The organism is Micromonospora sp. S4605 (genome assembly GCF_003176715.1).
Taxonomy (GTDB): domain Bacteria; phylum Actinomycetota; class Actinomycetes; order Mycobacteriales; family Micromonosporaceae; genus Micromonospora; species Micromonospora echinaurantiaca.
Genome location: NZ_QGSW01000192.1, coordinates 20,745 through 32,662, shown reverse-complemented (window position 1 = coordinate 32,662; position 11,918 = coordinate 20,745). Strand labels below are relative to the sequence as shown.

At 75.1% G+C, this 11,918-nt stretch carries 12 protein-coding genes; 2 read left to right on the top strand and 10 right to left on the bottom strand.

All coding sequences use genetic code 11. The features are described from left to right. Positions 1–5: 5 nt before the first annotated feature. The 10 genes from DLJ47_RS15615 to DLJ47_RS15570 all read right to left on the bottom strand — a co-directional run bounded on the left by DLJ47_RS15615 (position 6) and on the right by DLJ47_RS15570 (position 9,126). Entirely contained in the window at positions 6–1,103 is a 1,098-nt protein-coding gene (locus tag DLJ47_RS15615; protein WP_109900726.1) for a beta-ketoacyl synthase N-terminal-like domain-containing protein, read from the bottom strand. Then, positions 1,100–2,305, bottom strand: a complete 1,206-nt coding sequence (locus tag DLJ47_RS15610) for a beta-ketoacyl-[acyl-carrier-protein] synthase family protein (RefSeq protein WP_109900725.1) — start codon at positions 2,303–2,305, stop codon at positions 1,100–1,102. The genes DLJ47_RS15615 and DLJ47_RS15610 overlap by 4 nt, the downstream gene beginning before the upstream one ends. 1 nt (position 2,306) lies before the next feature. Then, complete coding sequence (locus tag DLJ47_RS15605) at positions 2,307–2,564, bottom strand: acyl carrier protein (RefSeq protein WP_088993393.1); 258 nt, start codon at positions 2,562–2,564, stop codon at positions 2,307–2,309. 30 nt (positions 2,565–2,594) lie between these two features. Continuing rightward, positions 2,595–3,086: a 3-hydroxyacyl-ACP dehydratase FabZ family protein gene (locus DLJ47_RS15600; protein WP_233257847.1), complete on the bottom strand. Its 492-nt coding sequence runs from the start codon at positions 3,084–3,086 to the stop codon at positions 2,595–2,597. Beyond that, entirely contained in the window at positions 3,074–3,484 is a 411-nt protein-coding gene (locus DLJ47_RS15595; protein WP_109900724.1) for a hypothetical protein, read from the bottom strand. Before DLJ47_RS15595 ends, DLJ47_RS15600 begins: the two co-directional genes overlap by 13 nt. Then, positions 3,481–4,215: a 3-oxoacyl-[acyl-carrier-protein] reductase gene (gene fabG, locus DLJ47_RS15590; protein ID WP_109900723.1), complete on the bottom strand. Its 735-nt coding sequence runs from the start codon at positions 4,213–4,215 to the stop codon at positions 3,481–3,483. Before fabG ends, DLJ47_RS15595 begins: the two co-directional genes overlap by 4 nt. 58 nt (positions 4,216–4,273) lie before the next feature. Continuing rightward, the gene (locus DLJ47_RS15585; protein WP_109900731.1) at positions 4,274–5,287 is read right to left on the bottom strand and encodes a methyltransferase; all 1,014 of its coding nucleotides are present in this window, start codon (positions 5,285–5,287) and stop codon (positions 4,274–4,276) included. Next, positions 5,284–7,011: a carbamoyltransferase N-terminal domain-containing protein gene (locus DLJ47_RS15580; RefSeq protein WP_109900730.1), complete on the bottom strand. Its 1,728-nt coding sequence runs from the start codon at positions 7,009–7,011 to the stop codon at positions 5,284–5,286. Before DLJ47_RS15580 ends, DLJ47_RS15585 begins: the two co-directional genes overlap by 4 nt. 80 nt (positions 7,012–7,091) lie before the next feature. After that, on the bottom strand, positions 7,092–7,373 hold the full coding sequence (locus tag DLJ47_RS15575; protein ID WP_088993388.1) for a phosphopantetheine-binding protein: 282 nt from the start codon (positions 7,371–7,373) through the stop codon (positions 7,092–7,094). A gap of 61 nt (positions 7,374–7,434) precedes the next feature. Beyond that, positions 7,435–9,126 (bottom strand): carbamoyltransferase C-terminal domain-containing protein, encoded by a 1,692-nt coding sequence (locus DLJ47_RS15570; RefSeq protein ID WP_109900722.1) that lies wholly within the window; start codon positions 9,124–9,126, stop codon positions 7,435–7,437. Positions 9,127–9,347: 221 nt separating this feature from the next. On the opposite strand from DLJ47_RS15570, the gene DLJ47_RS15565 reads away from it, so the two are divergent. Then, a complete protein-coding gene (locus DLJ47_RS15565; protein WP_109900721.1) occupies positions 9,348–10,991 on the top strand; it encodes an AMP-binding protein in 1,644 nt (547 codons plus the stop codon). Next, positions 10,981–11,916: an FAD-dependent oxidoreductase gene (locus DLJ47_RS15560; protein WP_199235865.1), complete on the top strand. Its 936-nt coding sequence runs from the start codon at positions 10,981–10,983 to the stop codon at positions 11,914–11,916. Before DLJ47_RS15565 ends, DLJ47_RS15560 begins: the two co-directional genes overlap by 11 nt. Positions 11,917–11,918 lie beyond the last annotated feature (2 nt).

The window sequence follows — 11,918 nt, the reverse complement described above, 5'->3', positions numbered from 1 at the left end:
CCGCGCTAGCCGCGATCAGTGCCGCGGCCCCACCCCCGGACGACGGCGGCGCCCACCGCCCCCTCGCGGTTCTGCGCCACCAGCACCGACAGCTGCCCGTCCAGCCGCGGATCCTGCCGGTGCGCGGCCAGCACGGTGGCCAGTTCCAGCGCGCCGCCGGCGGTGGGGTTGTCGCCCATCGCCTCGTCGACGGCGATCCGTCGGGCCCGGGAGTGCCCGAGCGCCGACTCGACCGCCCGCCACCCGGCGGCCCGGGCCGCGGCGTCGTCGGCCCCGCCGATCGCCGCCATCCGCACCTGGCCGCCGTCGACCCCGCAGCGGTCCAGCGCGCCGCGCAGGCAGCCGGCGAGCGCCTCGGCGCGCTCCCGCCCCCGGGGGGAGAAGCCCAGCGTCACGGCGAGCACCTCGGCGTCCGGGCCGCGCAGGTGGGTGCCCCCGGGCGGGCGCAGCACGAACACCGCGCCGCCCTCGCCGGCCGGCAGGTCGTCGTCGCGGCCGTGCCGGGACAGCCACGCGGTGTGCGGGGTGAACTCCTCGACCGCGCCGGCGAGCAGGTAGTCGGCCTGCCGGGAGCGGAAGCTGTTGGCGCACCAGCGCAGCACCGACAGGAACGCCACCCGGCCGCCGGCCAGCGTGGCGTTGACGCCGGTGAGGTTGAACCAGATGGCCGACTGTCCGGCGGCGCAGTTCATCACCGTGTTCGGGAACAACGCCGGGTTCACCATGTAGGGCGGGTCCTGGGTGAAGGTGTCCACGGCGTAGTCCACGGAGGACCGGACGCTGCCGGCGGTGGTGCCGAGCACCACCCCGATCCGGTGCCGGTTGGCGTCGGTGACCTGGAGCCCGGCGTCGGCCAGCGCCCGGCGGCAGGTGACCACGGTGAGCGCGGTCCGCCGGTCGAAGAAGCTGGTGCCCTTGCGGCCCAGCTCGGCCCGGACGTCGAAGTCGAGCAGGGCGTGCGCGCGCGGCGTGGGCAGCGGGGCGTCGTACCGGCCGGCGACCTCGACCGGCGCCGGCGGCCGGTCGAGCGCCCCGACCAGTGCCGGGTGGTCGGTGCCGGCCGGGCTGGTGGCGCCCCAGCCGATGACCTGCAGCGCGGTCACGAGACGGCTCCCAGCAGCACGATGGCGTTGTTGCCGCCGAAGGCGAAGCCGTTGTTCTGGGCCACCCGCACCCGGGCCGGCCGGGCGTGGTTGGGGATCGGGTCCAGCCGGGCCATCGCCGGATCCGGGTTGCTCCAGTTGATGGTGGGTGGCAGGAACCCGCGGGCGATCGCCAGGGCCGCGGCCATCACCCCGAACGCGCTGGCCGCGCCCATGGTGTGGCCGAGCATCGACTTGATCGAGCTGACCGGCGGCACCCGCCCGTCGAAGGCGTCCTCCAGTGCGGCCGCCTCGGTGGCGTCGTTGGCAGCGGTGCCGGTGCCGTGCGCGCAGACGTAGTCGATGTCGTCCGGACGGACGCCCGCGTTGCGGTGCGCCAGCCGCATGCACTCGGCGATCGAGGCGGCGTCCGGGGCGACCATGTGCCGGGCGTCGCAGTTCAGGCCGTAGCCCAGCACCTCGGCGTAGGGCGTGGCGCCCCGGGCGCGGGCGTGGTCGGCGGACTCCAGCAGCAGCATGGCGCCACCCTCCGCGGTGATCATGCCGGAGCGGTCCCGGTCGAACGGCGCGCAGGCCTTGTCGGCGACCGCGCCGAGCCGGACGAACCCGGCGTGCGCCCAGCGGCACACCGAGTCCGCGCCGCCGGTGAGCATCACGTCCGCGTCACCGTTGGCCACCAGGTCGTACGCGTAACCCAACGCGTAGTTGCTGGCCGAGCAGGCGGTGGCGAGGGTGACCGACTCCCCGGTGACGCCCAGCTCCTCGCTCACCGCGGCGGCGAGCCGCCCGGCGGGCAGGTGCTCGGCCAGGTCGCCGGGGAGTGCCGGGAAGCCGTGGTCGACGATCCGGCGGCCCATCTCCTCGGTCACCTTCGACTCGCCGCTGGTGGTGCCGACCACCACGCCGACCCGGTGCGGTGGCACCTGGTCGACGCGCAGGCCGGCGTCGCGCACCGCGAGCCGCGCCGCGGCGGCTGCGAAGAGGCTGGACCGGCCCCAGGCGGCGGTGTCGAGCCGGCGCAGGATCGGCTCCGGCTCGAACGCCCGCACCTCACCGGCCATCGTCCGGGGGAAGCCGGCGGTGTCGAAGCTGGTGATGGCGGAGATGCCGTTGTGTCCGCCACGCAGCCCCGATTCGAACGCCGCCGCCCCGATCCCGATGTTCGACACCGGCCCGAGGCCGGTGATCACCACCCGCCTCATGTCACGATTCGGACCAGCCGGCGTAGCCGGCCGTCACCGCGTACACGGCCTTGAGGTTCTGCATGTTCGCCAGCTCCTGCTGCGGGATCTCGATCTTGTACTTCTTCTCGATCCGGGCGAGCATCTCGATCGCCCGCAGCGAGTCCGCCTCGTACTCCTCCTGGAAGTCCCCGGTGTCGGTCAGCTCCTCCGGCTCGACCTCCAGGACCTCCGCGACGAGTTCCCTGAGCTCCGCCAGACGCGTGTCGCCGTCAGCCATGGTCAACTGCTCCCTCCGATCGGTTGGTGGTCACGTGCCGTCCGGCCGTGCCGGTAGGGCGGTGCGCGGCCGGACGACCGCGGTGAGCGAGCCGTAGGTCGCGATCGGGCGCGAGCCCACGCTGCTGCGGCCGGTGACGAAGGCGGCGCCGTCGCTGCGGTGCTCCAGCTCGACGACGTGGCGTACCACGTCGCCCGGGTAGGCCCGCCCGACGAACTCGCAGTCCCGGGCAGCGGCGAGCATGAGCACCTCGTCCGGGCGGGTCGCCCCGGCGCTGTGCAGCCAGAGCACCGCCGCGGCCTGACCGAACGACTCCAGCAGCAGGCAGGACGGGTAGGCGTACGCCTCGACGCCGTCGGCCGGGTCGAGCCCGGCGTAGCACGGCTCGATCCCGGAGACGGTCTTCACGGCGGTCAGCCCCACCCCGGGGCGCAGCTCCTCGACCCGGTCGAGCAGCAGCATGCCGGGCCCGTGCGGCAGCGTCCGGCGCAGCTGGGAGAAGTCGAGCCTCACCCCGACCACCCGCACTCCACGGTCACGGTGGCCACCCGCACCCCGTCGCCGCGCCGGCAGTCGGCGCGCAGCCGGACCGGGTGCGGTGGCGGCACCTCGGTGGCCTCGGCGAGCACCCGCAGCAGGTCGCCGGGGCGCAGCGGCACCAGGAAGCGCAGCGACCGCACCGCGGTCAACCGCAGCCGGCCGCCGTCCGGCTCGCCGAACGCCGCGGCCGCCGCCTGCACCACCGCCTCCAGCACGAACACGCCGGGGAAGATGGTCAGCCCGGGGAAGTGGTCCGGCAGGTACGGGCCGTCGCCGTGCACCCGCAGCTCGCCGGTGATCCGCCGGACGTCGCCGTCCACGATGGCGGTCACCCGGTCACAGGCGACCAGCGGCCGCACGGCGTCGAGGAGGTCGGTCACAGCACGATCCCCCCGTCCACCTGGAACACCTGGCCGGTGATGTAGGAGGCGTCGGCGGAGAGCAGGAAGGCGACCAGCCCGGCGACGTCGTCGGGGGTGCCGAAGCGGCGCAGCGGGATCGACTCGCGGGCCTTGACGCGCAGCCGGTCGGGCAGCCCCGCGGTCATCTCGGTCTCGATGAAGCCGGGCGCCACCACGTTGGCCCGCAGCCCGTACGGGGCGATCTCCTTGGCCAGCGACCGGGTCAGCCCGATGATGCCGGCCTTGGCGGCGGCGTAGTTGGACTGCCCGGCGTGGCCGTACACCCCGGCCACCGAGGAGATGTTCACCATCGCGCCCTGGCGCCGCTTGAGGAACCGGTAGCCGACCGTGCGGCAGACGTTCCAGGTGCCGGTGAGGTTGGTGCGCAGCACGGCGTCCCAGTCCCGCTCGGCCATCAGCACGGTGGTCGCGTCGCGGGTGATGCCGGCGTTGTTGACCACCGCGGTCAGCGGCCCGAGCCGCTCCTCGGCGTCGGTCACCAGCGCGGTCACCGCGGCCAGGTCGCCCACGTCGCAGGCGGCGAAGCAGGTCCGGACGCCGAGGTCGGCGACCGCCTTCTCGGTCTGCGCCGCGTCGTCGGCCCGGCCGGCGTAGCAGCCGGTGACGTCGAAGCCGGCGGCGGCCAGCCGCAGCGCGACCGCCCGGCCGATGCCCCGGGACGCCCCGGTGACCAGCACGTGCCCGCTCATGCCGACACTCCGCCGCGCCGCGCGCCGCCGTCCGGCAGCACCGCGCTGATCCGCTCGCTCATCCGTCCCCCCGGCTGGTCGTGCCGGCCGTCTCCACCACGGAGAACCCGCAGGGCAGCCGGCGTACGGTGGGCGCGCCCAGGCCGGCCTTGGCGGCGAGCGCCGCGAAGCCCGCCTCGGTGCGCTGGCGACCGCCGAACAGGACCAGCATCTTCAGGTCCATCGCCCGGCCGTTGCGGTCGTCGTCGGCGGGCACCTCCTCGACCACGAGCACCCGGCCGGCCGGGCCGGCCGCCGCGGCGCACCGGCCGAGGATCTCCCGCGCGGTCTCGTCGTCCCAGTTGTGCAGGATGTCGAAGAGCAGGTAGGCGTCGCCGCCGGCGGGCACCTCGGTCAGGAAGCTCCCGCCGACCACCGCGCACCGGCCGGCCAGCCCGGCCTCGGCCAGCTGCCGGCGGGCCTGCTCGGCCACCGGCGGTCGGTCCAGCAGGGTGCCGCGCAGGTGCGGGTGGGCGCGCAGCAGGGCGCCCAGGGTGCGGCCCACCCCGCCGCCGACGTCCACCACGTGCCGCACCCCGGCCCAGTCCAGCGCGGCGAGGTCCGGCACCACCCGGGCGGACTTGGCGGCCATCAGCTCGTCGAAGGAGGCCGCCCGGGCCGGGTCGGCGGCCAGGTCGTCCCAGAACGGCCGGTCGAACACCGCCGGGTAGCCCGGCCCGCCGGTGCGTACCGCGTGCAGCAGCCCGGCCAGCGCCAGGTCCATCCGGCCGCCGGCGCCGTCCAGGTCGAGCCACTGCCGCAGGTCGCCGGTGGACCGGCCGGTGAGCATCCGGCCGGCGGGGGTGAGCGCGAAGCGGTCCGGCGCGTCCTCCCGGTAGAGGCCGAGGGAGCAGAGGTAGCGCAGCAGCCGACCGAGCGCGTCGGCGTCCGCGCCGGTGGCCAGGGCCAGCTCGCCGGCGGACCGGGGACCGTCGCCCAGGTGGTCGGAGAGGCGCAGGGTGGCGGCCACCCGGATGGCGAAGGGCGGAAGCACCTCCAGCATCGAGGAGATGTCGCCGCGGCGGAGCGTCATGCCGACCCCGACCCGGCGCCGGCGTCCCCGCTGGAGTAGAGCCGCCCGTCGCACCAGACGTACCGGACCCCGCCCCACTTGATCGCCGAGAAGGCGTCCGGGAAGAACCCCCGCCCGGGCAGGTTCGCGCTGGTGTTGCAGAGCACCGGCACCCCGCTGCGGGCGTGGTACGCGGTGAGCAGCCGGAACAGCAGCGGATGGTCGGGCCCGACGGTCTGCAACCGGGCACTGCCGTCGGCGTGCACGATCGCCGGCACCCGGTCCCGCCACCCGGCGCGCACCTGGTGCTCGAAGAGCATGTACGGGTCGGGGGTGCCCGGGTCGAACACCTCGGGCGCCCGGTCGACCAGGCAGATCGGCGCCACCGGCCGGTACGCCTCGCGCAGCTTGATCCGGTTGAGCCGGTCCTGCATCCCCGGGTCGTCGGCCGGGGCGATGATGCTGCGGTGCCCCAGCGCCCGCGGCCCGAGCTCGGCGCGGCCGTGCAGCACCACCACCGGTTCCCGCTCGCGGTGCAGCAGCTCGGCGACCTCCTCGATCTCGCACGGCCGCCAGGTCCAGCCCGCCGGTGGGGCGTCGCCGTAGCCGACCGCGGGCCCGGCGAAGACCGACCAGGTCAGCGCGGAGGTGCCGGTACGCCGGATCAGTTCGGCGCAGGCCGCCCCGATGGCCGAGCCGGCGTCGTTGGGGAACGGCGGCACCCAGACGTCGGAGAACATCCCGCTGGCCCGGATCGCCGAGTTCCACTTGATGTTCAGCGCGCAGCCGCCGGAGAGGCAGAGCGGTTCGCCGGCGGCGGCGTACCGGGCGGCCGGGCCGGCGCGCAGGCCGGCCAGCAGCAGCCGCAGCAGGTGCTCCTGGAAGCTGGCCAGCACGGCCGCGTCGGAGAGCCCCAGCGGGGCCAGCCGGCGCAGCACCTGGGCGCTCCAGATGAAGCCGCGGGTCACCTCGATCGGCAGCAGCCGCCGGGTCTGCTCGGTCATCACCGCGATCGCCGCCTCGTCCGGTTCGGCCAGCGCGGCGTACGCCATCGCCTTGCCGGAGATCGGCAGCAGCGCCTCCAGCTGGGCGAAGTCGCCCAGCCCGCCGAGCGAGCGGCGCTGCTCGGCGGAGACCCGGAACGGGGCGAAGTGCGAGGCGAAGACCGGGTAGAGCGCGCCGGCGATGCCGAGCACCGGACCCAGCGCGGTCAGCGACCGGGCCACCGGGTCGAACCGGTAGAGCACCGCCGGCATCCCGCCGTCCCACACCAGGATCAGCGCGGGTTGCCCGGTGCGGGCGTACGGGCTGGTGCAGTAGCTGGCCAGGGCGTGGTCGGTGGCGTGCGGGTAGCTGGTGTGCGGCAGGTCCCGGCCGCCCACCGTGAGCCCGGCGCCGGTGATTCCGGTGAGCGCCTCCGGGCTCTCCCCCGGCCCGCCGAGCACCGCGTAGCCGGCGAGGTCGAGGGTGACCGCCGAGCCGTCCTCGCGGACCACCTCGGCGCCGGCCCGGCCGTCGCGCGACTGCACCCAGCCGTCCACGCTGACCGCCACCAGGTCGGCCACGTCGACGTCGTGCAGCGCGAGCTGGTGGGCGACGTCGGCGAGGTCGGACAGGTGCGCGTGGCGGCGCCGGTTGTCGATCTTCTCCGCCTCGACGGAGAAGAGCAGCCGGTCTCCGTCGATCGCCGCCACCGCGCCGTCATGGGTCACCTTCAGGCCGCAGATCACCTGTCGACCGGTCACGCCTACCACCACCCCCACCCGCCGCCGGTGCGGCGCTCGGCGTCGTACGACGCCCCGACGACAATTACCCGTGGAATTGATCAGGCGGCTGACGGATTGCCATTCTTGGCATCCATCTGGCGCAACACGTAGTCCTCGATGTCCTTGATGGACCGGATGTTGCGCGCATTTTCCTCATCGATGGGTGGCAGGTCGAACTCGTCCTCGAGCGCGAATGCGAGTTCGAGGAGAGCCAGGCTGTGGTACTCGAGATCCTCGACCAGAAGAGCCTCGTCGGTGACCTCAGGCTGCGGGTTCGGCGCGAGGTCCAGGATGATGTCCCGGAGCTGCGTTCTGACTTCTGATTCCGTTCGAGTCGGCACGTCGTGGACGTTAGTTCGACCCCTGCGGATGCGGAAGTGCGCGCGTATTCAGTTGCACAGTTCAGTTGTCACCGCGGGTGTAGAGAATTCCCTCCGACCAGACGTACCGGGTCTGTCCCCAGGCCATGGCCGAGCCGGGGTCGGGGAAGAAGCCCTTGCCCGGGTGGTTGGCGCTGGTGTTGCAGAGCACCGGGACGCCGCTGAGCCGGTGGTAGGCGCGCAGCAGCTCGTAGGTCGGGCTGTTGCTGGCGTCCACGGTCTGCAACCGGGCGCTGCCGTCGACGTGCACGATCGCCGGCACCCGGTCCACCCACTCCGGACGGACGTCGTGGGCGAAGAGCATGTACGGGTCGCGGGTGCCGGGCGCGAAGACCTCGGCGGCGTGCTCCGCCAGGCAGATCGGCGCCACCGGCCGGTATCCCTCCCGGTGCTTGAGCCGGTTGAGGGTGTCCCGCATGCCGGCGCTCACCGCCGGGGCGATGATGCTGCGGTGGCCCAGCGCCCGCGGCCCGAGCTCGGCCCGGCCGCTGACCACCACCACCGGCTCGTTCTCCCGGTGCAGCAGCTCGGCCAGACCGGCGACGTCGCAGGGGCGCGCCGACCAGCCGGCCGGGACCACCCCGTCCCAGCGGATGCCCGGCCCGGCGAAGGCCGACCAGCGCACCGCGGAGCGGCCGGTGACCCGGACCATCTCGGCGCAGGCGGCGCCGATCGCCGAGCCGGCGTCGTTGGGGAACGGCGGCACCCACACCTCCTCGAAGAGGCCGCTAGCGCGCAGCCCGGCGTTCCAGGTGATGTTCAGGTGGCAGCCGCCGGAGAGGCAGAGCGGCAGGCCGGCCAGCTCCGGGGCGTCCCGCAGCGCCGCCCGCACCCCGGCCAGCAGCACCCGGAACAGGTACTCCTGGAACGAGGAGATGACCGTCGCGTCGGGCAGGCCCGAGCCGTCGAGCCGGCGCAGCACCTCCCGGGTCCAGCCGTACATCCGCAGGTGGGTGTCCGCCGGTGGCAGGTCGGCCGTGACCCGCTCCATCACCGCGATGGCGTCCTCGTCCGGCTTGCCGAGCGCGGCGTACGCCATCGCCTTGCCGGAGACCGGGAAGAGCGCCTCCATGCCGAACATCCGGTCCCGGTCGGGGCTGCGGCGGTCCACCCGGAACGGCGGGAAGTGCGAGGCGAAGATCGGGTAGAGCCCGCCCGAGGCGGGGCCGACCCAGCCGACCCGGCGCAGCGCGCCGCCGCGGGGGTCGTACCGGTAGAGGAAGGGCGGCATCCCGCCGTCCCAGACCACCACCAGCGCCGGCCGGTCCCGTTCGGCGAAGGGCGAGGTGCAGTAGCTGGCGAACAGGTGGCCGGCGGAGTGGGTGTAGCTGGCGAAGCCGCCGGGCATCGGGTGCAGCGGCAGGCCGTCGCCGTGCACCGGCCGTACCGGCCCCGCCGGCCCGCCCGGCTCGTCGGAGTACCCGGCGACCGCCAGCGGGTGCGTCCGGCCGTCCCGGCCGCGCAGCTCCACGTACGAGGAGCCGTCCACCCGGGGCGTCCACCCGTCGACCGCGACGTGCGTGACCTCGCCCGGGTCGACGCCGCTGGCCCGCAGCTCGTCGAGGATCTGGCCGGCGTCGGTGAGCCCGCAGTGGCGGGGTGAGTTGGCGATCTTCTCCGCCTCGGTGGAGAAGATCAGACGCCCGTCGGTGATCACCGCGACGGCGCCGTCGTGGGTCAGCTTGAGTCCGCAGATGACTGCCGTACCGGTCATGTCGAAGCCTTCCGCCGCGTGGCTGGGAGTGCCGTTCCTCCCCGGTGCCGCGGCGCCCGGCCCGCCGGTTGTTCAAGTGGGCAGTGTCCGCACTCGCTCACCCCGCCCCGTGAGCGGGGCGCTGGTCACCGGGCGCGGGTCGCGTCCAGGTGCCACGCAGCCGGAGCGGTGTCATCCTGACCCGCCTGGCCGGCCGCCGACAACGGCCGCAAGATACCGCCATGCCGACCACCACTGAAGACGACCGACCGGCGACCGGGTCCCGGCTGCTGTCCTGGGTGGAGCGCCCCGGCCCGGGTGTGGTCCGGTTCGCCGCCGCCGGCGACGGCTGGGACGAGTGGCCGTACCCCCGGCTGGCCGCCGCGGTGCGCCGGGTGGCGGGCGGGCTGCGCGCCGCCGGGGTGCGGCGCGACGACCGGGTGATGCTGGTCGAGCCGACCGGCCCGGGCTTCGTCGCCGGCTACTTCGGCACCATGCTCGCCGGCGCCGTGCCGACCCCGGTCGCGCCGCCCGCGCTCGGCCAGGACCTCGCCGGCTACCTGGAGCACGTCCGGCACATCGTGGCCACGGCCGCGCCCCGGCTGGTGGTGACCGGCGGGACGCTGGCCGAGCCGCTGCGCCCGGTCGCCGGGGACGCCGGCGTGGTCCGCACCGCCGACCTGCTCGACGGCGCCGACGCGCCGGCCGCCGGCCGGCGCGCCGGGCTGGCCCTGCTCCAGTTCACCTCCGGCTCGACCGGCCGGCCCCGCGCGGTACGCGTGCCGTTCGCCGCGCTGGAACACAACGTCGCCGCGATCGGCCGGTGGCTGCGCCAGGGGCCGGCGGATCCCACCGCCTCCTGGCTGCCGCTGCACCACGACATGGGTCTGATCGGCTGCCTGCTCACGCCGGTGGCGCACCAGGGCGACCTGTGGCTGCTCACCCCGCAGCAGTTCGTCCGCGACCCGCTGCGCTACCTGCGCTGCTTCGGCCAGCGCGGGGCGCGGCTGACCGCCATGCCGACCTTCGGGCTGCGGCACGTGGTCGACCGGGTCCGCCCCGAGCAGCTCGCCGGGCTCGACTTCGCGGCCTGGCGGGCGGTGATCGTCGGGGCCGAGCGGGTCTCCCCCGCCGCGCTGGAGGACTTCTGGCGGCTGCTCGCCCCGCACGGGCTGGACCGGCGGGCCCTGCTGCCGGCGTACGGGCTGGCGGAGGCGACCCTCGCGGTGACCGGCGGTGCGCTGGACGAGCCGTGGCGGACGGCCCGGGTGGACCCGGCGCGGATCCCGCTCGGCGGTGCACCCGGGGGTGGTCCGGCCGCCGCGCCCCTGGTCGGCTGCGGCGCCCCGCTCGACGGCGTGTCGGTGCGGATCGTCGACGACGCCGGCCGCCCGCTGCCGGACGGGCGGGTGGGCGAGATCGAGGTGGGCGGGCGCTGCGTCGCGGCCGGCTACCTCGGCGACCCGGCCGGGACGTCCGCCCGGTTCACCGCCGGCGCCCTGCGCACCGGCGACAGCGGGTTCCTGCACGACGGGCAGCTCTACGTGCTCGGCCGGCTCGGCGACAGCCTGAAGCTGCGCGGCCGCACCCTGTTCGCCGAGGACGTGGAGGCGGCCCTGGAGGCCGCGGGCCTGCCCCGGCACCGGCACACCGTCCTGCTCGGACACGCCGACCGGCCGGTGGCGATGGTGCTGCTGGAGAACGCCGAGCCGGACTGGGAACAGCGGGCCGGCGCGGTCGTCGGTCGACTCACCGAGGGTGCCGAGTTGATCGCGCTCCGCGTTCCCGTCGGTACAATCCTGCGGACCACCAGCGGAAAGCCGAGACGCCGCGTGATGTGGCAGCGCTTCCGCGACGTCAACGGAGGGAGCCACCGTGCACGGTGAGGTCGACGCGCTGGTCATCGGCGCCGGGGTGAGCGGGCTGAGCACCGCCATCTGCCTGCAGGAGGCGGGGCTGCGGGTGCTCGTCCGGGCCACCCAGCCACCGGAACGCAGCACCTCGATGATGGCCTCGGCGATGATCGGGCCCAGCTTCGCCGCGCCGGGCGACCCCGCGCTCGGCTGGCACCGGGAGACCGTCCGCCGGCTCACCCCGGACACCCCCGGCGTACGGGTGCTGGACGGGCGGATGGCGGCCCGGCCGGCGGGGATGGTCCCGCCCGGGGTGGAACGGTTCGAGGGCTACCGCCCGTGCCGCCCGGAGGAACTGCCCGAGGGCTACGGCACCGCGTTCTGGGTCCGCCAGCCGGTGGTCGACATGCCGCCGTACCTGCGACACCTCGCCGACCGGTTCACCGCCGCCGGCGGTCGGCTGGTGCTGGAGCCGGTGCGCTCGCTGGACGAGGCCGCCGAGGTCGCGCCGCTGGTGGCCAACTGCGCCGGCCTGGGCGCCGCGGAGCTGACCGGCGACCGGCAGCTCAAGCCGGTCCGCGGCCCGAAGATCGTGGTGGCGAACCCGGGCATCGAGCACTTCTTCATCGAGGCGCCGCTGGGGCCGATCTGGGCCGGTTTCATCCCGCACGGCGACCGGGTGGTGCTCGGCGGCACCCACCGCGACTCCGCCGACACCACCCCGGACGAGGCGGAGGCGGCCGAGATCATCCGCCGGTGCGCGGTGGTCGAGCCGCGGCTGGCCGACGCGCCGGTGCTGGAGCACTCGGTCGGGCTGCGGCCGGGCCGGCCCGCACCCCGGCTGGAACTGGAGAAGCTCGGCCGGGCGCGGATCGTGCACAACTATGGCCACGCCGGCACAGGGGTCATGCTGTCGTGGGGATGCGCCAAGGAGGCGGCCGACCTGCTGGTGTCGTGACG